This window comes from Brevundimonas pishanensis, from assembly GCF_022750635.1.
GTDB lineage: Bacteria > Pseudomonadota > Alphaproteobacteria > Caulobacterales > Caulobacteraceae > Brevundimonas > Brevundimonas pishanensis.
Map to the genome: position 1 here is coordinate 255,336 of NZ_JAJKBG010000002.1, position 21,660 is coordinate 276,995.

Genomic DNA, 21,660 nt, shown 5'->3' on the forward strand with positions numbered 1-21,660 from the left:
ACGTTGCATGTCGGCCAAATCAATGACCGCCGCCGCGCTTGTATCCCTCATGGCCTTGTCGGGGTGCAAGTCCGAGGCCGATCAGGTGGGTGGACAACGCTCTGCCGGATCGGACTGGCAGCGGCCACCGACGGTCGAATCTGCCCGTTGGAACGGCCTTCGAGTGGCGCTGTCAGGTGTGGCGGAGCCGAGTGGTAGGGTGGTGTTATCCAGCGCTGAGGGCACTGTGTTTGCGGCGAATGCGGATCGCGACGGTAAGTTCACTATTGAACTGGACGCGCCGTCCACGGTCATTGCACTGAAACCGAAAGCGCAGGTTGGGCAAACCTTCATTGACGGGCAGGGGGTGCTTTATCTCGTGCCGGGTGATGCGCCTCTGGCGGTAACCGTTCTGGATGGAAAGGCCAGCCAGAGGCTTGGTAAAAGTGGGCCGCTCGATTCCGTCGATACCGATGGGGTGGTGTTGATCCTGTCCGGCCGGACCACGTCAAACGCCGCACCGAAAGTTCGCATCGGTCAGGAAACCTACTCGCCGCGTCCGGATCGAGAGGGGCGCTGGATTCTGGCTGCAACGGGCGGGGCATCGGCCACAGATTTCGCGGTAGGTGACAGAAGTTATGATTTCCCCGGCGTAGGGCGACTGGAATCACCGCCCCAGATAGTCGGCGGTGGTTGGCTGCTGACGCGTAATCTCGGTGGAAAGGCTGTGCAAACGACGTGGTTGCCCGTCGATATGTAGTTGTTCGGTAATGAAATCTTTACGGTTAACCTTTTGTTAACCAAAGCAGCACGATCTAGGGACGTTCTCTGAATTTCTTAGAGACACCCACCATCACCGAATACCTTTCACCCGGCGCTCCATAGCGTCGGGTATTTTTTCGACCTGCTGGCCTGATGCTTCCAGCAGAGCCTCGAACAGATACCGGCCCAAGTGTTCGACCACGGGCGCGACAACACCGTCTCCGGTCAGGTGATAGGCGTCGTTGTAGTTTTTAGGCAGGCGATAGGTATCAGGCAGTCCCATCAGGCGAGCCGTTTCGCGCGGAGAGATCAGGCGCGTGCGGATGCGGCGTCCGTCCACGACCATAATGATCTGGCGGCTGGAACCCCCGGAAGGTGTGCGCAGGCAACCGGCTACATCGTCGAAGCGCACTTCGGCGCGCTGAACCTTGGTGCCGTCGGGCAGGCGGCGCGTACGCTTATAGATGCCGCCGACCATCCGGCGTCCTGCACGCTTGGCAGCCGTAACCTTGGCGCGGTTCACGTCGGACATCTTTGCCAAAAGCGCGCGAGTTTCCTCAGCCGAATGCCATTCGACGCCCTTGGGACGATCCTCGATCAGGTCGACGAAGTCCTGTGCGCGACGTGGCGGGATCGGCAAGTTCCACCAAACCATCTGTTCGCGTACGGCGTCGGGCAGTTTGGACGCGGCGCGACGCAGCGGCGCGTTGTGGAATGGCGCGATGGGCTCAGGAGAGACCAGCTCTTCAGGGATGACGAGATCCTCGGCAACCCCGATGACGAACAGGCGTGGGCGCGACTGGGGCACGAACTGATCGGCGTTGATCACCAAAGCGCCAAAGCGATAACCCGCGTCCGCGAAACTTTGGCAGATGCGGATGAAATCCTCGCCCCCACGCGAACTCAGCGCGCCACAGACATTTTCGACTGCCACCATTCGCGGCGCGCGTTTCTCGGCCTTGAGTCGCTCGATCAGGGACCAGAAGACGTGGAAAGTGCCAGACCGCTCTCCAGCCAACCCCTTTCCCCAACCCGCTAGCGAAAGGTCCTGACAGGGGAAGCTGCCCCAACACATGTCGGCACGACCGGCGAGGTCGGACGTCTCGACTTTGCGGATGTCACTGACGAGCAGTTCGCCGCCAGTGCCCCAGTTGGCCTGATAAGACAGGCCTTTCTTGGCATCGAAGTCATTGGCGAACACACAGTGCCAGTCAGGCCCGAGGCCCTGACGCACCATGCCGCCGCCAGCGAAGAATTCGTAGAAGGTGGGCATCAACACATCATGGGGCGGGCGGGAATCGGACGCTCGAAGTGTGGACGCCGCCGTAACGCGCGTAAACCCGGCTTTAGGTGCTCCAGACGCTTAGTCCACGATCCAGATCGGCGATAAGGTCATCAACGTCCTCCAACCCAATGTGGAGGCGCAGGATTTCCCCCTCCAAAGCCTGCTGGTGGACACGCCATTCCAACTGGGAGGTGTCATTGGTGATCAAGCTCTCGAACCCGCCCCACGAATAGCCCATTCCGAAGAGGCTGAGCGCCGACATCAGGCGATGCGCGTCCGAACGGTTGCCGCCCTTCATTACCACGCCAATCAGGGACGCTCCGCCGTCGAACTGGTCCCGCCAAAGTCCGTGATAGGGAGACGAGGGCAGGGGCGGATAGAGCACGCGGGAGATTTCTGGACGCGTCTCCAGCCAAGCGGCCACCTTCATAGCTGACTGGAACTGGCTACGATAACGCACGGGCAAGGTACGCACGCCGCGCAATGCCAGCCAGGCATCGTCCGGCGAGACATGCCAGCCATTGTCGTCGATCGTCTCAAAAACGGTTTGGGCTAATGCGGGATGGCGCACCGAAATACTGCCCATCAGAATGTCGGAGTGCCCGCCCACATATTTGGTCAGCGCCTGCACACTAATATCCAAGCCATGCTCAAGCGGTCGGTAGGCCAGACCCGCACCCCATGTGTTGTCGACCACAGTAATGATGCCGCGTTCCCGACAGGCCAAACCGATTGCAGCCATATCGACCACCTCGAACGTCAGTGATCCGGGGGCTTCGATTATGACGATACGGGTACTCGGCGTGAGACATTCGATGATCTGGGCAGCCGTCGCGTCCGCCGGATGAAAGCGCGTGGTGACCCCACGGTCCGCCATATGCCGCGTCAGGAAGCGGCGCGTGGGACCATAGACAGCATCGGTACATACAACCTCGTCGCCGGGGCGGAGCACTGCGGTCAGCGGGACGGTTACCGCGGCAAGGCCCGAGGGCACGATAAAGCTGTCGGTTGCGCCCTCCATATTGCTCAGGACGCGACGAAGCTGCTGCGCAGCGCTGCCGCCCTCCAGTCCATAGACCGGACCGTCGCGCGAACTGTTCATTTGCGCGGGATCGTCGCTGAGCATGGTCGAGGCGCGCTCGATGGGAGGATTTACCGGTCTCCGACCCTGACCCCGACGGGTCGCCGTGGAAATTATGCGTGTGGCAAGGCCGTGTGGACTGTCTTTGGGGTCGCTCATTGGCATCCTAGGTTGCAGCTTGCCGAATACAGAGGTCTAAAGACCCGAGGGTGCATGCTGCCGCAGGAGATTTGCGTATGGAAGAGACGTCACGCGCACGCAAAGTGGGTTTGATCGTTGCTATAGCGGCGTCTCTGGTGCTGGCCGGCTGTCAGCGCGATACAAAGACAGCGGGTAACGAGCACACTTCCGTACCTTCGGCGGCAGATGATCTTCCGGAGATCGTCCATGCCAGTCCCACGCTTGCGCGGATCAAATCGCGCGGCCACCTGATTTGCGGTGTTCATGAAGGCTTGGTGGGCTTTGCCTATACGGACAACCGAGGCCAGTGGCGCGGTTTCGATGTCGATTTCTGTCGAGCGACTGCAGCGGCTGTATTAGGTGACCCGAACGCCGTCCGCTTTGTGCCGCTGGGATCTGCACAACGCTTTAACGCGCTGAAAGAGGGACGTGTGGACGTTCTATGGCGCAACACGTCCTGGACGATGAGCCGCGACACCGGCGGCGATTTGGCCTTCGCGGGAATCAATTACTACGACGGTCAGGGCTTCCTGGTGCGCCGCGCACTCAATCTCGCGAGCGCGACCGAGCTGAATGGAGCTCGCATCTGTGTCCACGGAAGCTCAACCAGCGAACTAAATGCGGAGGACTATTTCCGTACACGCGGAATTGATGTTCGCCCTGTCGTCGCTCCCAGCGAGGAAGAAGCACGTCGGACTTACGCGCGGGAAGGGTGTGATGCGCTTACGGGCGACGTGTCGTCACTGGCTGCCGCGCGTAGCCTTATGACCGACCCACAGCAGCACATTGTCCTGCCTGAAGTGGTGTCCAAAGAACCGCTGGGACCGGTCGTCAGAGCCGGTGACGAGCGTTGGACCGCCATCGTGCGATGGGTGCTGAATGCCCTTATATCCGCAGAGGAAATGGGCGTTACCAAAGCCAATGCCAAGTCCATCAAAGAGGATGAAGGCTCTCCGGACGTTAGCCGCCTGCTCGGCTTTGAAGGGGACTTCGGTCCTCGCTTGGGTTTGAGCCGCACCTGGGCGCGCGATGCTATCGCGGCCGAAGGCAACTATGGCGAGATTTTCGAAAAGAACATTGGTCACCAATCACCGCTCGATTTGGAGCGTGGACTGAACGCTCAATGGAGCGCATCACAGGGTGGCTTGATTTACGGCTTACCTATCCGCTAGGCGGCATAATCCAGTTTTGTAAGGGGGATTCATGGATCAGGCATCCAAACGCGGCCTGCCACTGCATATGTTGATGTTGATCGGCTTTGTCGTCGGCCTCGCCGGCGGTCTTGTGGTCAATACGACGGTGGGCGGCGATTCTTATTGGGTCCAGTGGGTCACGACCAATGTGACCGGTCCGATCGGCCAACTGTTCCTGCGCCTGCTGTTCATGCTGGTTCTGCCGCTGCTGTTCTCGGCGCTCGTCGTCGGTGTAGCCGAGATGGGGGACCTGAAGGTTCTCGGCCGCGCCGGTATCAAGAGCCTGCTGTTCACCGTGCTGGTGTCGGCCGTTGCCGTCCTCATCGGTCTGGTGATGGTGAACGTCTTCCGTCCGGGTGACGGTGTCGATCCGGCTGTGGCCCAGCAACTGCTGGATCAGGGCAAGGCCGGTGCAGCCAATATCGTAGAAAATGCAAAGGCCGGTGGTTCGGCGGGCGAGTTCTTCCTCGACCTGGTCCCGACCAACGTCTTCGCGGCTGCTGCTGAGAACCAGATCTTGCCGGTCATGGTGTTCGCCATGCTGTTCGGCATTGGCGTCGTCATGGTGCGCAACAGCGCCACCGATCACCTGCTGAAGACCCTTGAGGGCGTCTTCGAAGTGATGATGAAGCTGATCGGCTTGGTCATTAAGCTGGCCCCGTATGCCATCGCCTGCCTGATGTTCAATCTGGCGGCTCTATTTGGCTGGGATCTGCTGGTACGTCTGGCAGCGTTCGTCGGTGTAGCTGTGGGCGCAATGGCCATCCACATGTTCGTCGTCTATCCGCTGCTGATCTGGACCATGGGCGGCCGCAATCCGGTGACCTTCTTCAAGGACATCCGCGAAGCCATCGTGGTGTCGTTCTCGACCGCATCGTCGAATGCCAGCCTTCCGGTCTCGCTGCGCGTCGCTGAGGAGAACCTCGGCCTGCCGCGCAAGATCGCCCGCTTCGTTCTGACCGTTGGCGCAACCGCCAACCAGAACGGCACCGCGCTGTTTGAAGGCGTGACCGTGCTGTTCCTCGCCCAGTTCTTTGGCGTTGACCTCAGCCTCGGTCAGCAGTTCGTCGTGATGATGATCTGTATCCTCGGCGGTATCGGCACGGCTGGGGTTCCGGCTGGCTCGCTGCCGGTGGTGGCCATGATCCTCGGCATCGTCGGCGTTCCCCCGGAAGGTATCGGCCTGATCCTCGGCGTCGATCGCTTCCTGGATATGTGCCGCACCACGCTGAATGTATCGGGCGACCTCGTTGTTGCGACACTCGTGTCGCGCGGCGAGGAAGACACGCCGGACGCCGATCAAGGCACCGAACCGGTTGTGGCTACGGCCTGATGCCTAGGGCTCGATGGGGGTGTCCTCGCGGCTCCCCCATTCGGTCCACGATCCGTCATAAAGCTGAGATGGCTTACCTAGCAGTTCCAGACCCAACGTCAGGATTGCGGCAGTAACGCCGGAGCCACAGCTGGTGATGACGGGACGATCAAAATCGACACCGATTTCTTTGAAGGCGGCTTCCAGTTCGGAGCCGCCTTTTATTGTGCCATCAGCATTCAGGAGGTTGCCGAAAGGCAGGTTCAGCGCGCCGGGCATATGGCCGCTGCGCACACCGGGGCGCGGCTCTGCCATCTGAGCATTGAAGCGTGCCGCACCGCGCGCATCGATAATCTGCGTAAATGTGCCCAAGGCGGCCTTAACGTCGTCCAGATAGGCGACTGCGGACTGATCCTGCGAGGGCTCGAACCGGGCGGCCGGTCGCGGGCGTGCTTGGCCTATTTCGACAGCATGGCCGTCTGCCAGCCATTTGGGCAAACCGCCGTCCAGAACCTGCACCTTGCAGGCCCCGAACGTCTTGAACAGCCACCACATGCGCGCTGCGGAAAACAGACCTTGAGTGTCATAGACGACGATGTGGCTGTCATTGGAAATGCCATGTCCGCCGACTGTTTCCGCAAAATGGGCCGCAGTCGGGAATGTGTGGGGAAGAGCCGATGCAGGATCGGACACGGCGTCCACGTCTATGAACGTCGCTCCGGGAATATGTGCTTCGGCGAAGTCGAGGCGCGCGTCCCGTTTATCCATCCACCAACTGGCATCAATGACGCGCAGATCATCGTTGTCGAGAATGGCTGCCAACTCTGCAGCGGTGATCACAGGCGAGACAGATTGGGTCATTCGGTATCCGTATCACGATCGGAAATCGTGTCGTTTGAAATGATTGTGTCAGAGTGGTCACCAAAGGTGAGCGCGTGATAACTTGCGTTCCGACACGAGGGACGCCACCTAACGGCCAACCCTACGACGCAGGACGTGCGTCGAATCGTGAATTTGAAGGTTTCGCCGTGACCCAACCCAACTCTGTCATCACCCTGTCTGACGGTCTTGCCAAGCCGGTCGTCATTGGCGGCGGCAACCGCATCGTCTTCATCGCCGGCCCCTGCCAGATGGAAAGCCGCGAACATGCCCTGATGACGGCCCAGCGCCTGAAAGAGATCAGCGAGCGTCTGAACGTCGGCATCATCTACAAAACCAGCTTCGACAAGGCCAACCGCACCAGCGCCTCGGCGGCGCGCGGTATCGGCTTCGAAGCGGCTATGCCGATCTTCAAGGAAATCCGCGAAACGGTCGGTCTGCCGACCCTGACGGATGTACACTCGGAGGCCCAGTGCGAAGCTGTGGCTCCATATGTCGACGTCCTTCAGATCCCGGCCTTCCTATGCCGTCAGACCGACCTGCTGCTGGCCGCGGCCAAGACGGGCAAGGCGATCAACGTCAAGAAGGGTCAGTTCCTCGCCCCTTGGGACATGAAGAACGTGATTTCCAAGATCACGGGTGCAGGCAATCTGAACGTCATGGCGTGCGAACGTGGTGCTTCGTTCGGCTACAACACCCTCGTCAGCGACATGCGCGCCCTTCCCGAACTGAAGGCTATCGGTTGCCCTGTCGTGTTCGATGCCACCCACAGCGTGCAGCAACCGGGCGGTCAGGGTACGTCTTCGGGAGGTCAACGCCAGTTCGTTCCGGTTCTGGGTCGTGCGGCTGTGGCGGTAGGTGTGGATGCCGTCTTTATCGAAACCCACGAAGATCCGGATAACGCACCGTCGGACGGTCCGAACATGGTCCAGCTGGACCGTTTCGAGGCTTTGGCTGCCGAACTGATCGCCTTCGATGATCTGGCAATCAAAGTTGGTGCCAAGGGCCCTGTGGCCTGATCGGCAGGAATCCGTTAGTTCGGCAGTATGGCTGAACGCTCATTCGATCTCGCAGAGCTCCAGAACCTGCTGGAGCGCATCAAGGGCCTCAAGGTCGCCTGTGTCGGTGACCTGATGCTCGACCGCTTTGTGTACGGCGAGGTCAGCCGAATATCGCCCGAAGCGCCGATACCGGTGCTGAAGACACGCCGCTCGGTCGCCATGCCGGGCGGGGTGGGCAATGTGGCCCGCAATGTCGCGGCCATGGGTGCCGTCGCCCGCTTGGGCGCAGTTGCTGGCCGGGATGCCGCTGGTGACGAGTTGGCTGCTCTTATCGCTGGCGAAGACCGCATCGACGACGTCCTGACGCGTCCGGAAGGTGCTGACACCATCGTCAAAACTCGCTTCGTCTCGTCTGGTCAGCAGTTGCTGCGTCTGGATGAAGAGGCTGCGCCCCATGCCGGGTATGCGGACGCTACGGTGTTTGCGGGCGCTTCGGCTATCTTGCTGTCGGACTATGCCAAGGGCGTGGTGGATGACGGCCTGATCCAGTCAGCACTGGCGGCGGGTGCTGCGCTCAACGCCCCGGTAATCGTTGACCCCAAGGGCGCCGATTTTGCGCGTTACGGTTCTGTCGACCTGATCAAGCCCAACGCCAGCGAACTGTCAGGGGCAACCGGCATGCCCGTTGGCACCGACCAAGAGGTCGAGGCCGCGCTCCAAGCCCTGTTAGACACGACCTCGGTCAAGGCTGTCGTGGTCACGCGGGCGGGTAAGGGCATGTCCATGATCCGCCATGGCGAGGCAGTTGTGCACTTCCCAGGCCGAGCACGTGAAGTGTTCGATGTGTCGGGTGCGGGTGACACCGCCCTAGCGGCACTTGGCCTCGCGCTGGGGGCGGGAATGTCTCTGGAGCAAGCTGTTCAGTTCGCTTTGCTGGCCTCGGGCGTTGTGGTCGGCAAGGCCGGCACGGCTGTTGTCACCCCGCAGGAACTGCTGGACGAAGAGGGCGGCGAGGGCGTCCACGCCTTCGGAAACGGCCTTAGCGAAGCCGATGCGCTGGCCGATCAGGTTAGCCGTTGGCAGGCCGAGGGTTTGAAGGTTGGCTTTACCAACGGCTGTTTCGATATTCTGCACCGTGGCCACGTGGCCTATCTAGCGCAGGCCCGCAGTTGGTGCGACCGCTTGGTCGTGGCTCTGAACACCGATGCCTCGGTCAGCGCGCTCAAAGGGCCAACGCGCCCCGTGAACAATCTGGACAGTCGCGCCGCAGTTATCGGCGCATTGGCCAGCGTCGATGGCGTCACCTATTTCGGCGAGCAGACCCCGCTGGAGCTTATCAAGCGCCTGCGGCCCGACGTACTTATCAAGGGCGCCGACTACACCAAAGAACAGGTCGTCGGTGCGGCCGAGGTCGAAAGCTGGGGCGGGGAAGTCCGACTGGCCAGCTTTGAAGACGGCTATTCCACCACCAAGACGATTGAGAAAATGAAGAACACATCGGAGAAGCCAGCATGATCCCGCGCATGATTGTCGTCACGGGAGGCGCGGGCTTCATCGGTTCGAACATCGTTGCCAGCTTGTGCGATAGCGGTGCGTGGGATGTTGTCGTTTGTGATCGTCTGGAAACGGCTGATCTGGGCAAGTGGAAGAACATCGCCAAGCACCAGATCGCGGACTTCTGGGAACCGGAGGAGATGTTCGAGCAGCTGGAGCGCCATGCCGACCGCATCGAGGCCGTGATCCACATGGGGGCCATTTCCTCGACGACCGAGCCGGACGCCGAGTTGATCATGCGCACGAACTTCAGCCTGTCGCGTGACATCTGGGATTGGTGCTCGATCCGTGATGTGCGGATGATCTACGCGTCCTCAGCTGCGACATATGGCGAGGGTGATCAGGGCTTCGACGATCAGGATGATCTTGAGAGTCTGGCGAAGCTTCGTCCGCTAAACGCCTATGGATACTCGAAATATCTGTTCGATCAGTACGCCGTTCGCCAAGCAGAGCGCAAGCAGGCTCCGCCGCAATGGGCAGGCCTAAAGTTCTTCAACGTCTATGGCCCCAACGAAGGTCACAAGGGCGGCATGAAGTCGGTGATCGCGCAAATCTGGCCCAAGGTTGCGGCAGACGAGACGGTCAGTCTGTTCAAGTCGCACCGTCCCGATTATGCGGATGGTGGACAGTTGCGCGACTTTGTCTTCGTTGAAGACATCGTGTCGATTATCAACTGGCTGTTGTTACGTTCTGAAATCAGTGGCGTTTTCAACGCAGGTTCAGGTCGTGCACGTTCGTTCGCTGATCTTGCGAAAGCCACCTTTGCCGCAGCGGGCAAGGAGCCAAAGATCACCTACATCGACATGCCCGAAGTCATTCGTGACCGGTATCAGTACTTCACCGAGGCCAAAATGGATCGACTGCGGGCGCTCGGATACGATGGGCAATCGACGCCGCTTGAAGAAGGGGTTCGCCGCTATGTGCAGAACTTCCTGGCTACCGAGGACCCGTACCGCTGATGCGTAGTCGCCTGAGCCTTAAGCACTGGGTGCGGTTGTCGCTGTTTGCGTTGCTGTTTCTGCTGCTTCTGGCTTTGGCTGTGTGGCGCGGGGATATCCTGCGGGCGGCGCTGGACCCGAAAGTCCCGTTCCAGACCTATACGCCTCCGGCTGCGCCCGACTATTCCCAGAATGAAGCCTGGGCGATGCGGGATGTTCGCATCAACGGAGCAAAGGATGCGTCGGTCTTCTTCCTGCATTCCACTACCTATGACGGCGGGCAGGAATGGAATGGTCCGATCGGCGATCAAAAGGCAGATACCTATCTCCACCGAGTGGTCCTGCCGAACTTTGCGGCACCGTTTGCAGTGGCAGGATCGGTTTCAGTCCCTCTTTATCGTCAAGGGAGCCTCTATAGCCGCCTGACGCTGCGCGAGGATGCGCGTGAAGCGCGTGCCTTTGCCTATCACGATGTGGAGGCTGCATTTAATCATTGGATCGCCCGCCATCCTGACGGTCCGATTGTCCTGGTTGGCGTAGAGCAGGGCGGCGAACTATTGGCGCGGCTCCTTAGGGATCGGGTTGCCCCCGACGCAGCGCTGAAGCAGCGTCTGGCTGTGGCTTATATGATGGACACCATGGTGCCGGCCGATGCGATCAAGCTTCCGGTCTGTTCGCGTCGCGAGCAGAGCGGATGTCTGGTGGCGTGGTCTATGGTCGATGAGGGTGCCACAGGCGTGATTTCCAGACGTCAGCGTCGAGCGCTGTTCTGGGACGAGAAGGGTCGGCTGGTCGAATCCGGCAACAGGCCGATCATTTGCGTGAACCAGGTCAGCGGCTCCGATAACGAGCAAAAGACCGATCCGCGACTGCATCTGGGGGCCGCCAACGCGACCGGTCTGGAATGGGGCGTGCGGCCAGCATTCATCGACCGCGCTGTTACTGCGCAATGCCGCGAGGGTTTTCTGCGCAATACGCCGCTCAAGTCGGAATCTTTCCGCGAGCAACGGGCGTGGACGGATCGCCGAAAGGCCAAGCCCTATAATCTCTTCTACGCCGACACGATGGCGGACGTTCTGGCCCGTCTGGATGCGTGGCACGGCAAGAAAGCCACGACTTTTCCCCCGTCACCCCCAAGCGCGTGACAGAGTGGGCTAGACTTATTCGTCCTGATCCTCGATTCGATTTCGTATGACCGTTCACACCACACCGCTTAACGGCGGCCGCATCGTCGAAGAACCGATGGCCGAGGCGCTCTCGCGCCGTTATCTGGCCTACGCGCTCTCGACGATTACCAACCGTGCGCTGCCGGATGTGCGTGACGGGTTCAAGCCCGTTCACCGCCGCATCATGTACGCCATGCACCAGATGCGCCTGAACCCGCAGTCTGCGGCGCGCAAGTGCGCCAAGGTGGTGGGTGAGGTCATGGGTGGATACCACCCGCATGGTGACGCCTCGATCTATGAGGCGCTGGTGCGTCTGGCTCAGGACTTTGCCCAGCGTTATCCGCTGGTCGACGGTCAGGGTAACTTTGGCAACATCGACGGCGATAGCGCCGCGGCCATGCGTTACACTGAGTGCAAGCTGACGCCCGCTGCGGTTCTGCTGCTGGAAGGTATCGATCAGGACGCGGTCGATTTCCGTCCGACCTATGACGATCAGGACGAAGAGCCGGTCGTTCTGCCGGCCGGTTTCCCGAACCTGCTGGCTAACGGCTCATCTGGCATCGCCGTGGGTATGGCGACGTCGATTCCGCCGCACAACGTGGGCGAACTGATCGACGCGTGCCAACTGCTGCTGGATAAGCCGGAAGCGAACACCGACGACCTGATGCAGTTCGTCCCGGGGCCGGACTTCCCGACGGGTGGCGTTTCGGTCGAAGGTGCTGCCTCGATCCGCGAAGCCTATGAGACCGGTCGCGGTGGCGTGCGCGTGCGCGCCCAGTGGGAGACCGAAGACCTTGGTCGCGGCGTCTGGCGCGTGGTCATCACCGAGATTCCGTATCAGGTTCAGAAGTCCAAGCTGATCGAACAGCTGGCGGACCTGATCGAAAACAAGAAGGCCCCGTTGCTGGCCGACGTGCGCGATGAATCGGCGGAAGACATCCGCCTGATCCTCGAGCCGAAGAACCGCACCATCGAGCCCGAGATGATGATGGAGAGCCTGTTCAAGCTCTCCGATCTGGAAGCTCGCTTCCCGATCAATATGAACGTGCTGGATGCCACGGGCACGCCGCGCGTCATGGGTCTGAAGGAATGCCTCAAGGCCTTCCTCGATCACCGTCGCGAGGTTCTGAACCGTCGCTCGCAGTGGCGCATCGCCAAGATCGAGAAGCGCCTGCACCTGCTTGAAGGCCTGCGGGTTGCGTTTCTGAACCTCGACGAGGTCATTCGCATCATCCGCGAGGACGAGCAGCCCAAGGCGACCTTGATTGCGCGCTTCAACCTGACCGAGGTTCAGGCCGACTTCATCCTCGACACCCGACTGCGCCAACTGGCCCGTCTGGAAGAGATGGTCATCACTGAAGAATACAACAAACTTCAGGAAGAGCTGGACGGCCTTAAGGCGCTGACCTCGTCGGAAGCCAAGCAGTGGAAGGCCATCGGCAAGGAACTTCAGGCTGTACGCAAGGCGATGCTGTCGCCGCGCCGTACCGTCATGGCCGATGCCGTTGATTCCTCGGCGTTCGTCGCACCCGAAGCCTTCATCCCGCGTGAAGCCATCACCGTCATCCTGTCGGATCGGGGCTGGATCCGTGCGGCCAAGGGCAAGGTGGATGATCCGTCGGAACTGAAGTTCAAGGAAGGCGACAAGCTGGCCTTCCTCGTTCCGGCATACACCACGGACAAGCTGCTGATCGGTGCTTCTGATGGGCGCATCTTCACGGTGGGGGCCGACAAGCTGGCGTCTGGTCGAGGCCATGGCGAGCCGCTGCGACTGATGATCGATCTTGATGAAAAGGCTGATATTATCAATGTCGTAGCGCACGAACCTAATTCGAAGCTTCTGGTGGCTTCGACGGCGGGTTACGGCTTTGTCGCGCCTGAAAATGACCTTCTGGCTCAGAAGCGTGGCGGTAAGCAGGTACTGAACGGCGAGATGAAGTCGATGCTGCGCGTCAACGGCGACCACGTCGTAACCATTGGCGACAACATCAAGACCCTGATCTTCCCCATTGCCGAACTGCCTGAAATGGGCCGGGGCAAGGGTGTCAGGCTGCAGAACTACAAACAAGGCGGCTTGGCCGACGTGGCGATCTTCAATGCCGAAGTTGGCCCCGAGTGGGTCGATGGCGGCGGTCGCAAGCGCAAGTGGGACGACTGGCGCGAATGGCTCGGCAAGCGCGCTGGTGCCGGTCGTCAGGGCCCTCGCGGGATGCGCAAGTTCCGCTAAATAATGGTGCGGGCTCATCTGTATGATTTGTCATTTTAAATCTACGGACTGAGCCCGCATAATCCTGTTCTATTAATGAGCAGGAGGGATCGATGATCCTCATGATCGTCGTTATCGCCATCATCGCCGTTGTGGCCTTCATGATGGTGGGCGCTTACAACCGATTGGTGAAACTGGACCAATCCGCGAACCAGTCGTTTGCCGACATCGACGTCCAGTTGAAGCAGCGCCAAGACCTGATCCCGAACCTTGTTGAAACGGTCAAAGGCTATGCTGACCACGAGAAGGGGACGCTGGACGCCGTGACGCAGGCCCGCGCCGCCGCTGCGGGCGCTCGCACGGTCGAAGACAAGGTTCAGGCTGAAAACATGCTGACGGGCGCTCTGGGGCGTCTGTTTGCGGTGTCCGAGGCCTATCCGGATCTCAAGGCCAACTCCAATTTTCAGCAGCTTCAGTCCGAACTATCGGACATCGAGAACAAGCTGGCGGCGGCCCGTCGCTTCTTCAACAACTCGATCAACGAGTTCAACTCGGTGCGGCGTCAGTTCCCGACTGTGCTGTTCGCGGGCATGTTCGGCTTCGGTTCGGATAAGGCCTTCTTCGATGTCGGCTCCGCAGAGCGCGCGGCGCTGAACGAAGCTCCTCCAGCGCTCAAGTTCTGACACCGCGATGATCGGGTTCGGCCCAGCCGTCGGTATCAAGACCTTCATCTGGCAGAATAATACCCGTTCGGCATTGCTGCTGGCCGGGTTTCCCGTGCTGCTGGTGATGCTGGTATTTGCCGTCAATGTTCTAGCCATGGGCAGCGGTCTGGTGGGCTCGTCCGGGGGGGGACTGGCCGATGATCTGGCACTTGCGAGCCGCAACACTATAGCCAGCATTCCGCTCGCGGTCGTGGTGTCGGTGATTTGGTTCGTGGTGGCCTATTTCGGGCACCAGAGCATGATCGATGCCATCACAGGCGCTCGGCGCGTGGCTCGCGGGGAAGAGCCCGAGCTTTACAACTTGCTGGAAAATCTGTGCATTTCACGCGGCATCACAATGCCTGCTCTACGGATAATCGAGACGCATGGCTTGAACGCCTATGCGTCGGGTCTGCGGGACGGGCAATATACGGTCACCGTTACCCGCGGGCTTATGAATGTGTTGGGCCGCGACGAGCTGGAGTGCGTGCTGGCGCACGAGTTGACGCATATTCTGAACCGCGACGTGCGAACGATGGTCATTGCCTCGATTTTTGCGGGCATCATCAGCGTTGTGGCCGAACTGATATTTCGCGGTCTGTTCAGGTCGCGCGGTGGCGGTCGGGGGAAGAACGCGGCCCCCTTGATGCTGATTGGTCTGGCGATCGGTGTCGTAGGATACGGGCTGGCGTTTTTGATCCGTATGTCGCTGTCGCGCACGCGGGAGTATGTGGCGGATGCCGGCGCGGTGGAACTGACGAAAAATCCCGACGCGATGATCTCGGCCCTGCGAAAGGTCTCCGGCCATTCGGCTATCGAAGCACCCGAGGAACTGCGCGGCATGTTTTTGGACAACACGGCCGATAAAAGCGGGTTTGCGGGCTTGTTCGCGACCCATCCCCCGATCGAACGCCGGGTTGCTGCCTTGATCGAGTTTTCGGGTGGACGCGACTACGACCCGTACCAGACCGGCCTCGCGACTGCCGTGCCGACGACCTAGTCGATCTGGAGCGTTTGCCAGCCAAAGAGGGTCAGACCCTCCAGCGGTTGGTATTGCGCCTTATAGTCCATTGTCGGTGCGCCCTTCACCCAATAGCCGAGATAAAGGTAGGGCAGGGCCACCACGCTGGACTGATGCAAATGATCCAGCACGATGAACCGTCCAAGGCTGCGATTGGGCAGTTCTGGATCATAGGCGCTGTAAACCATGGACAGGCCATCAGCCAGCAGGTCGATGATGGCAAAGCCGACAAGGCGACCTCGCTCGCCTTCTGCCTCTGGGAGCCGGTATTCGACCACGTGCGTGCGGACACTGCTGTCCTCAACCATAGTGACAAAGTCGCTCTCGCTCATCTCGTTCATGCCGCCGCCGGGGTGGCGGGCCGCGAGATAGGCCTTCAGCAGGTCATACTGCTCGGCCGTGGCAATCGGATCGACCACACGGCGAACAAGGTCCTGATTGCGGTTTCGCACCTTCCGGTCAGTGCGGTTCATCACATAGGCGTGGACCGGAATACGGACCGATACACAGGCCGCGCAAGTCTCGCACGATGGTCGATAGGCAATGTTCTGGCTGCGCCGGAAACCGGCGTGGGAGAGGGCGTCGTTGACCGCTGCGCCATCGACATAGGGCAGATGGGCGAAGACCTTCTTCTCCATCTTTCCTGCCAGATAGGGGCAGGGCGCTTCGGCCGTCACATAGAATTTCAACTGACGCGTGGAGACGTGCTCGGTCATGGAAATATACTGCGCCCCCCGACGAAGATTTCGCAAGGGGGCAGCATCATCCTAGAGGCTTGTATCGCGAGGAAGAACAGGCGCTTCACGCAGCAGCACGATGGCGATGCGACGGTTTCCGGCCAGCGAGGGATCATCCGGATAAAGCGGGTCTGAGCCTGCCTTGCCCGCAACCGAATAAATGCGGTCGGTATTTACGCCCGACGACTGCAGGATCTGGCGCGAGGCGTCAGCCCGGCTGGCGGACAGCGGCCAGTCACCGGCGGCGCTGGCGCGGTTGGAGCCTGCCACGGCGCTGGTGTGGCCCGAAATGGTAATCCGGTTCGGTAGGCGGTTGATCACACGGGCCACAGCACGAAGCAGGGTTTGAGCCCGCGCATTGGGGCGAGCCGAGCCGTTCTCGAACATCGAACGGCCTTCCTGGTCCACCAGTTGGATACGCAGGCCTTCGGGGGTCTGGTCGATGATCAACTGTTTGGACAGTTCGGCCAGTTCCGGCATCGACTGCATGGCTTGGCGCAAGGATTCGGCGGCGCTGGCAAAGTCGGCGGCCTCGCGGCGGGCAATCTCGGCCCGAAGCGCCGCTTCGCTGGCGGAGGCCAGATCGGACGATTGACCGGCGGCCTCCGGCGATTCCGGCGCAGGCGGAGCCAGTTGCTCGATTACGGTGTTGGAGCCCGCACCCTTGGCACCTTCGTCGTCACCCAAAGAGGTGCCGCCCAGAATACCCCCCGAACCGGAGCTGGACGCAGACACGGACGATGGCGCGAAATATTCGGCAATGCCGCGCTTTTGCTCCGGATCGGTCGTGTTGATCAGCCACATCAGCAGGAAAAAGGCCATCATGGCGGTGACGAAGTCGGCATAGGCCACCTTCCACGCGCCACCGTGGTGACCGCCGCCCTGGACCTTCTTGACCTTTTTGATCAGAATTGGCCGATCGCTCTGCGCCATAGTTCCGCAACCTTAACCTTATTTGTAAGGCTTAATGTCATGGCGGGCGTTAAGAAGCGGTTGCGCTTTATGCAGTTGGACTTGCCGCGTGAAGCCGTGCGGCCTAGTCAGGGAGCGTGACCGGATTGCCTGAAAATACCGCCGAGTTTGACCCGCGTGCCTATCGTCAAGCGCTGGGAGGTTTCGCCACGGGCGTGTGCGTGGTGACCGCGCATACAGTCGACGGTGCCTTGGGCATTACCGTAAACTCGTTCACATCGGTGTCGCTCGACCCGCCGCTGGTGCTGTGGTGCATGGACATCAAGTCCGATCGCCATGATGCCTTCGCAGCGGCGGACCGGTTTGCGGTGCACGTCCTGCCGGTCGAGGATCAGGCCATGTCCGACCGCTTTGCATGGGGCGTGGCGCGGTTGTCCGAGACCGAGTTCGAGACCGGAAACCCCGAACCTCCGCGATTGCGCAATGCCGTGACCCGACTGGATTGCGTCACACACGGCCGGATCGTCATGGGAGACCATCTGGTGATCGTCGGTCGTGTGGTTGGCTTTGAAACGCGTCCCGGCGACGCCTTGACCTATTTCCGGGGCAAATACGGTCAGGCCGTCGATCCGACAGCCTGACAAGTAGGTGAGGGGGCTATTAAGCCCCCATCATGCGCGCTGCGGTCGGCGCGAAATAGCTGATGATGCCGCTGGCACCGGCGCGTTTGAACGCGTGCAGGCTTTCCAGAATAACGCGGTCACCGTCCAGCCAGCCATTGGCAATGGCGGCCTGCAACATCGCGTACTCGCCCGACACCTGATAGGCGAAGGTCGGTACGTGGAAAGTCGAGGTGACGCGCTGGACGATGTCCAGATAGGCCATGCCCGGCTTGACGATGACGGCGTCGGCACCTTCGGAAATGTCCATTGCGACTTCACGCAGGGCTTCTTCCGTGTTCGCAAAGTCCATCTGATAGGTCTTCTTGTCGCCGGTCAGCGACTTCGACGAACCCACAGCATCGCGATACGGCCCGTAGAAGGCCGAGGCGAACTTGGCCGCATAAGCGATGATGATCGTGTCCCAATAGCCGTTGGATTCCAGCGCATTCCGGATCGCCTGAATGCGACCGTCCATCATGTCCGATGGAGCAACAGCGTCCGCGCCGGCGTGGGCGTGGATGAAGGCCTGCTCTTCCAGACGCTCGATGGTCGCGTCGTTCAGAATCTTGTTGCCTTCCATCACGCCGTCGTGGCCGTGGTCGGTGTAACAGTCGAGCGCGACGTCGGTCATGATGCCGACTTCAGGAGCCGCATCCTTCATAGCGCGGATCACTTCCGGGATCAGACCGTCCGGATCGGTTGCGCCGGTGCCGACATTGTCCTTGGGCGTGTGGGCGATGTTGGGGAACAGGGCGATCATCGGGATGCCCAGATCGCGGGCTTCCAGAGCGGCATTAACCGCTTCTTTGCGCGACAGTCGGAACATCCCGGGCATGGAAGGTACGGCGACTTTGTCATCTTCGCCGTCATGTACGACGATCGGCCAGATGAGGTCGGACGGGTTGAGCGTAGTTTCAGCAACCAGACGACGCACCCACGGTGCCGTGCGCAGACGACGCGGACGCGCATAGGGGAAGGCGGCGGGCTGATAGGGAGGAATGCTCATGGGTAGTGTCCTTGGAACTCAGACGCGGTTGCTAACGCAATCGACGTTGTCACGCAAAACACAGCGTGAAACGTCATCTTTCACCTTGAAATCCGGTCTGTTTCCCTAACCTTGGCTGCGAACCGTTATCAGTTGGTCGAACTGGGTCATTTTGTCCTGCCGCTAACGTGGACAAGCGGTTATCAAGAGCGCAAATAAGCTAACGCCTTTATAAAGAAAAGAAACGCAGTCTTGTTCGACTATAAATCCGCCTTTCAAAACTCTGTAGAGCAGGTACGTACCGAGGGCCGCTATCGCGTGTTCGCGGACCTGAAACGCGTGCGTGGAGAATTCCCGAAGGCTGTACGCCGTCGTGAAGATGGCACCGAACAAGACGTCGTCATCTGGTGCTCGAACGACTATCTGGGCATGGGCCAGCATCCGGTTGTTCTGGAGGCTATGCACGAAGCGCTGGACAGTGTTGGTGCCGGTGCCGGTGGCACCCGCAACATCTCGGGTACGACGCGTTCGGCTGTTGATCTGGAAGCTGAACTGGCGAGTTGGCACCAGAAGGAAGCCGCGCTTCTTTTCACCTCGGGTTACGTTGGCAATGAAGCGACGCTTTCGACGCTTCAGAAAGTCCTGCCGGGCCTGATCATTTTCTCTGACGCCCTGAACCATGCTTCGATGATCGAAGGCATTCGTCACGGCGGTGGCCCGCGCCATATCTTCCGTCACAACGATCTGGCGCATCTGGAAGAATTGCTGGCCGCAGCACCTGCCGACGCACCAAAGCTGATTGCGTTTGAGTCCGTCTATTCGATGGACGGCGATATTGCCGACCTGAAGGCGACCATCGCTCTGGCCCGTAAGTACAACGCCATGACTTATCTGGACGAAGTCCATGCGGTTGGCCTGTACGGCGCGACCGGCGCAGGTGTGGCCGAGCGTGACGACGTTCTGGCCGAAATCGACATCATCGAATGCACCATGGGTAAGGCTATCGGCGTCATGGGCGGGTATATTGCGGCCGACGCTGTGATTATCGACGCTGTGCGTTCGTGGGCTTCGGGCTTCATCTTCACGACCTCGCTGCCGCCGGCACTGACCGCTGGTGCGTTGGCGTCGGTTCGCCACCTCAAGACGCACCCTGAACTGCGCGAGCAGCATCAGGAACGCGCTCAGGCGCTGAAAGACCGTTTCGCCGCTGCTGGCCTGCCGGTCATGCCGTCGGAGAGCCACATCGTTCCGGTGCTGGTCGGCAATCCGGTCCACTGCAAGAAGATTTCGGACATGCTGCTGGACGAGTACGGCATCTACGTTCAGCCGATCAACTATCCGACCGTGCCCAAGGGGACCGAGCGTCTGCGCTTTACTCCGTCGCCCAACCATGACGACGACATGATGGACAAGCTGGTCGACGCGATGGACAAGCTGTTCTCGCACTGCAACGTTGCGCGTCAACCGGTCGCTGCGTGAACACGAACACTGGCGAACTCGGCGAAGTGATCGTCGAGTTCGTTCGTAACGGCACATATTTGAAATGCTCCGCAGTTCACGTCGCCACAGGCCGTGAAGTGAGCGCGATGGGCTCGGCCAACGATCCCAGAGGCGTGGAGCGTGTCGCTATCGCAAAGCTGCGGCGTGCGCTGGCTATGACGTCGGGCTGATCTGGCCGACTGGCGGAGCTCAAACGGTACTCGGCACGCGATATAATGGGGTAGGGTGCCAACCTTGCCCTTAGATATTGTGGTTAGAGACGACGCGGCCTAGATAGGAGCACCGTTTTCCCCACAGCCTTCGGGATTCTCACAGTGACCGCCTTCACCCACGACTCCTATTTCACCAAATCTCTGGCCGACGCAGATCCGGAGATTTTCGGCGGCATTCAAAGCGAGCTGGGTCGCCAGCAGGAGCAGATCGAGCTGATCGCTTCTGAAAACATCGTCTCGAAGGCGGTGCTGGACGCTCAGGGTTCGGTCCTGACCAACAAATACGCCGAAGGCTATCCGGGTCGTCGCTACTATGGTGGCTGCGAGTTCGTCGACATCACCGAAGATCTGGCCCGCGAGCGCGCCAAGAAGCTGTTCGGAGCCCAATTCGCGAACGTTCAACCGCACTCGGGCGCACAGGCTAACCAAGCTGTGTTCTTCGCCCTGCTGCAGCCGGGCGACACCTTCCTCGGCATGGATCTGGCTTGTGGTGGTCACCTGACCCACGGCTCGCCCGCCAACCAGTCGGGCAAGTGGTTCCGTCCGGTGACCTATAAGGTCCGTGAAGACGACCACACCATCGACTACGACAACGTTGCCGAAATGGCCGAGCGCGAGAAGCCGAAGCTGATCCTCGCCGGCGCTTCGGCTTATGCGCGCGAGATTGACTTCAAGCGCTTCCGCGAAATCGCTGATAGCGTCGGCGCTTACCTGATGGTCGACATGGCGCACTATGCCGGTCTGATCGCCGGTGGCGTTTATCCTGACCCGCTGCCGCACGCCCACGTCGTCACCACCACGACCCATAAGACCCTGCGCGGTCCGCGCGGCGGTATGATCCTGTCGAACGACGTGGATCTGGGTAAGAAGATCAACTCGGCAGTCTTCCCGGGCCTGCAAGGCGGCCCGCTGGAGCACGTCATCGCCGGTAAGGCTGTGGCCTTCGGTGAAGCACTGAAGCCGGAGTTCAAGCTCTATGCCCAGCAAGTCGTGAAGAACGCCAAGGCTCTGTCGGAAGTCCTGATCGAGCGCGGTCTGGCCATCGTCACCGGCGGCACCGACAGCCACCTGATGCTGGTCGATCTGCGTCCGATGGGCGTGACCGGCAAGGCCACCGAGCATGAGCTCGAAAAGGCTCTGATGACCTGCAACAAGAACGGCGTGCCGTTCGACACGGCTCCGTTCACCGTCACCTCGGGCATCCGTCTGGGCACGCCGGCTGGCACGACCCGTGGCTTCGGCGAGGACGAGTTCCGCCAAATCGGTCACTGGATCGCCGACGTCGTTTCGTCGATGAATGGTGGCGATGAAGCCGATCCGGCTGTGATCGCCTCGGTCGCTGCTCAGGTTCGCGAGCTCACCAATCGCTTCCCGATCTATCGCTAAGGGAT

General features: G+C 60.4%; 20 protein-coding genes. 14 read left to right on the plus strand and 6 right to left on the minus strand.

What is annotated here, in order from left to right; all coding sequences use genetic code 11:
* The first annotated feature begins 7 nt into the window (after nt 1-7).
* The gene (locus LOX95_RS04955) at nt 8-739 is read left to right on the plus strand and encodes a hypothetical protein (RefSeq protein ID WP_242913362.1); all 732 of its coding nucleotides are present in this window, start codon (nt 8-10) and stop codon (nt 737-739) included.
* A gap of 93 nt (nt 740-832) precedes the next feature.
* Here LOX95_RS04955 and LOX95_RS04960 read toward each other — a convergent pair whose 3' ends face one another.
* Both LOX95_RS04960 and metC read right to left on the minus strand, forming a co-directional pair.
* The gene (locus tag LOX95_RS04960; RefSeq protein WP_242913363.1) at nt 833-2,014 is read right to left on the minus strand and encodes a DNA cytosine methyltransferase; all 1,182 of its coding nucleotides are present in this window, start codon (nt 2,012-2,014) and stop codon (nt 833-835) included.
* Between the two features lie 73 nt (nt 2,015-2,087).
* The gene (gene metC, locus LOX95_RS04965) at nt 2,088-3,272 is read right to left on the minus strand and encodes a cystathionine beta-lyase (protein WP_345791434.1); all 1,185 of its coding nucleotides are present in this window, start codon (nt 3,270-3,272) and stop codon (nt 2,088-2,090) included.
* Nucleotides 3,273-3,343: 71 nt separating this feature from the next.
* Here metC and LOX95_RS04970 point away from each other — a divergent pair, with 71 nt between their 5' ends.
* Nucleotides 3,344-4,459 (plus strand): amino acid ABC transporter substrate-binding protein, encoded by a 1,116-nt coding sequence (locus LOX95_RS04970; RefSeq protein ID WP_242913365.1) that lies wholly within the window; start codon nt 3,344-3,346, stop codon nt 4,457-4,459.
* Nucleotides 4,460-4,490: 31 nt separating this feature from the next.
* Nucleotides 4,491-5,813: a dicarboxylate/amino acid:cation symporter gene (locus tag LOX95_RS04975; RefSeq protein ID WP_242913366.1), complete on the plus strand. Its 1,323-nt coding sequence runs from the start codon at nt 4,491-4,493 to the stop codon at nt 5,811-5,813.
* Nucleotides 5,814-5,816: 3 nt separating this feature from the next.
* Here LOX95_RS04975 and sseA read toward each other — a convergent pair whose 3' ends face one another.
* Entirely contained in the window at nt 5,817-6,653 is an 837-nt protein-coding gene (gene sseA / locus LOX95_RS04980) for a 3-mercaptopyruvate sulfurtransferase (protein WP_242913367.1), read from the minus strand.
* 167 nt (nt 6,654-6,820) lie between these two features.
* Between sseA and kdsA the strand changes: the two genes are divergently transcribed.
* The 7 genes from kdsA to LOX95_RS05015 all read left to right on the plus strand — a co-directional run bounded on the left by kdsA (nt 6,821) and on the right by LOX95_RS05015 (nt 15,240).
* Nucleotides 6,821-7,690: a 3-deoxy-8-phosphooctulonate synthase gene (kdsA, locus tag LOX95_RS04985; protein WP_242913368.1), complete on the plus strand. Its 870-nt coding sequence runs from the start codon at nt 6,821-6,823 to the stop codon at nt 7,688-7,690.
* 27 nt (nt 7,691-7,717) lie between these two features.
* Nucleotides 7,718-9,187 (plus strand): D-glycero-beta-D-manno-heptose 1-phosphate adenylyltransferase, encoded by a 1,470-nt coding sequence (gene rfaE2, locus LOX95_RS04990; RefSeq protein WP_242913369.1) that lies wholly within the window; start codon nt 7,718-7,720, stop codon nt 9,185-9,187.
* The gene (rfaD, locus tag LOX95_RS04995; protein ID WP_242913370.1) at nt 9,184-10,185 is read left to right on the plus strand and encodes an ADP-glyceromanno-heptose 6-epimerase; all 1,002 of its coding nucleotides are present in this window, start codon (nt 9,184-9,186) and stop codon (nt 10,183-10,185) included. Before rfaE2 ends, rfaD begins: the two co-directional genes overlap by 4 nt.
* Nucleotides 10,185-11,309: a DUF3089 domain-containing protein gene (locus LOX95_RS05000; RefSeq protein WP_242913371.1), complete on the plus strand. Its 1,125-nt coding sequence runs from the start codon at nt 10,185-10,187 to the stop codon at nt 11,307-11,309. Before rfaD ends, LOX95_RS05000 begins: the two co-directional genes overlap by 1 nt.
* Nucleotides 11,310-11,355: 46 nt before the next feature.
* Nucleotides 11,356-13,557 (plus strand): DNA topoisomerase IV subunit A, encoded by a 2,202-nt coding sequence (parC, locus tag LOX95_RS05005; RefSeq protein ID WP_242913372.1) that lies wholly within the window; start codon nt 11,356-11,358, stop codon nt 13,555-13,557.
* Nucleotides 13,558-13,649: 92 nt separating this feature from the next.
* Nucleotides 13,650-14,219 carry a LemA family protein gene (locus tag LOX95_RS05010; protein WP_242913373.1) on the plus strand — a complete coding sequence of 190 codons (570 nt, stop codon included), beginning with the start codon at nt 13,650-13,652 and terminating at the stop codon, nt 14,217-14,219.
* 7 nt (nt 14,220-14,226) lie between these two features.
* Complete coding sequence (locus LOX95_RS05015) at nt 14,227-15,240, plus strand: M48 family metallopeptidase (protein ID WP_242913374.1); 1,014 nt, start codon at nt 14,227-14,229, stop codon at nt 15,238-15,240.
* On the opposite strand, the gene LOX95_RS05020 is transcribed toward LOX95_RS05015, so the two are convergent.
* Both LOX95_RS05020 and LOX95_RS05025 read right to left on the minus strand, forming a co-directional pair.
* Nucleotides 15,237-15,977, minus strand: coding sequence for an arginyltransferase (locus LOX95_RS05020; RefSeq protein WP_242913375.1), 741 nt, complete (start codon nt 15,975-15,977; stop codon nt 15,237-15,239). The genes LOX95_RS05015 and LOX95_RS05020 overlap by 4 nt on opposite strands.
* Before the next feature lie 51 nt (nt 15,978-16,028).
* Nucleotides 16,029-16,931: a flagellar motor protein MotB gene (locus tag LOX95_RS05025; protein WP_242913376.1), complete on the minus strand. Its 903-nt coding sequence runs from the start codon at nt 16,929-16,931 to the stop codon at nt 16,029-16,031.
* Nucleotides 16,932-17,047: 116 nt separating this feature from the next.
* Between LOX95_RS05025 and LOX95_RS05030 the strand changes: the two genes are divergently transcribed.
* The gene (locus LOX95_RS05030) at nt 17,048-17,551 is read left to right on the plus strand and encodes a flavin reductase family protein (RefSeq protein WP_242913377.1); all 504 of its coding nucleotides are present in this window, start codon (nt 17,048-17,050) and stop codon (nt 17,549-17,551) included.
* A gap of 19 nt (nt 17,552-17,570) precedes the next feature.
* Here LOX95_RS05030 and hemB read toward each other — a convergent pair whose 3' ends face one another.
* The gene (hemB, locus tag LOX95_RS05035; protein WP_242913378.1) at nt 17,571-18,578 is read right to left on the minus strand and encodes a porphobilinogen synthase; all 1,008 of its coding nucleotides are present in this window, start codon (nt 18,576-18,578) and stop codon (nt 17,571-17,573) included.
* Nucleotides 18,579-18,809: 231 nt separating this feature from the next.
* On the opposite strand from hemB, the gene hemA reads away from it, so the two are divergent.
* The 3 genes from hemA (at nt 18,810) to glyA (ending at nt 21,655) form a co-directional block, all read left to right on the plus strand.
* Nucleotides 18,810-20,036, plus strand: a complete 1,227-nt coding sequence (gene hemA, locus LOX95_RS05040; protein WP_242913379.1) for a 5-aminolevulinate synthase — start codon at nt 18,810-18,812, stop codon at nt 20,034-20,036.
* A complete protein-coding gene (locus LOX95_RS05045; RefSeq protein ID WP_242913380.1) occupies nt 20,033-20,227 on the plus strand; it encodes a DUF6898 family protein in 195 nt (64 codons plus the stop codon). The genes hemA and LOX95_RS05045 overlap by 4 nt, the downstream gene beginning before the upstream one ends.
* Nucleotides 20,228-20,371: 144 nt before the next feature.
* Nucleotides 20,372-21,655, plus strand: coding sequence for a serine hydroxymethyltransferase (glyA, locus tag LOX95_RS05050; RefSeq protein WP_242913381.1), 1,284 nt, complete (start codon nt 20,372-20,374; stop codon nt 21,653-21,655).
* Nucleotides 21,656-21,660 lie beyond the last annotated feature (5 nt).

What these genes read in the sequence shown, in the direction of transcription:
- LOX95_RS04955 (WP_242913362.1), top strand. Translation starts at nt 8, where the DNA reads ATGTCGGCCAAATCAATGACCGCCGCCGCGCTTGTATCCCTCATGGCC.
- LOX95_RS04960 (WP_242913363.1), bottom strand. Translation starts at nt 2,014, where the DNA reads ATGCCCACCTTCTACGAATTCTTCGCTGGCGGCGGCATGGTGCGTCAG.
- metC (WP_345791434.1), bottom strand. Translation starts at nt 3,272, where the DNA reads ATGCCAATGAGCGACCCCAAAGACAGTCCACACGGCCTTGCCACACGC.
- LOX95_RS04970 (WP_242913365.1), top strand. Translation starts at nt 3,344, where the DNA reads ATGGAAGAGACGTCACGCGCACGCAAAGTGGGTTTGATCGTTGCTATA.
- LOX95_RS04975 (WP_242913366.1), top strand. Translation starts at nt 4,491, where the DNA reads ATGGATCAGGCATCCAAACGCGGCCTGCCACTGCATATGTTGATGTTG.
- sseA (WP_242913367.1), bottom strand. Translation starts at nt 6,653, where the DNA reads ATGACCCAATCTGTCTCGCCTGTGATCACCGCTGCAGAGTTGGCAGCC.
- rfaE2 (WP_242913369.1), top strand. Translation starts at nt 7,718, where the DNA reads ATGGCTGAACGCTCATTCGATCTCGCAGAGCTCCAGAACCTGCTGGAG.
- rfaD (WP_242913370.1), top strand. Translation starts at nt 9,184, where the DNA reads ATGATCCCGCGCATGATTGTCGTCACGGGAGGCGCGGGCTTCATCGGT.
- LOX95_RS05000 (WP_242913371.1), top strand. Translation starts at nt 10,185, where the DNA reads ATGCGTAGTCGCCTGAGCCTTAAGCACTGGGTGCGGTTGTCGCTGTTT.
- parC (WP_242913372.1), top strand. Translation starts at nt 11,356, where the DNA reads ATGACCGTTCACACCACACCGCTTAACGGCGGCCGCATCGTCGAAGAA.
- LOX95_RS05010 (WP_242913373.1), top strand. Translation starts at nt 13,650, where the DNA reads ATGATCCTCATGATCGTCGTTATCGCCATCATCGCCGTTGTGGCCTTC.
- LOX95_RS05015 (WP_242913374.1), top strand. Translation starts at nt 14,227, where the DNA reads ATGATCGGGTTCGGCCCAGCCGTCGGTATCAAGACCTTCATCTGGCAG.
- LOX95_RS05020 (WP_242913375.1), bottom strand. Translation starts at nt 15,977, where the DNA reads ATGACCGAGCACGTCTCCACGCGTCAGTTGAAATTCTATGTGACGGCC.
- LOX95_RS05025 (WP_242913376.1), bottom strand. Translation starts at nt 16,931, where the DNA reads ATGGCGCAGAGCGATCGGCCAATTCTGATCAAAAAGGTCAAGAAGGTC.
- hemB (WP_242913378.1), bottom strand. Translation starts at nt 18,578, where the DNA reads ATGAGCATTCCTCCCTATCAGCCCGCCGCCTTCCCCTATGCGCGTCCG.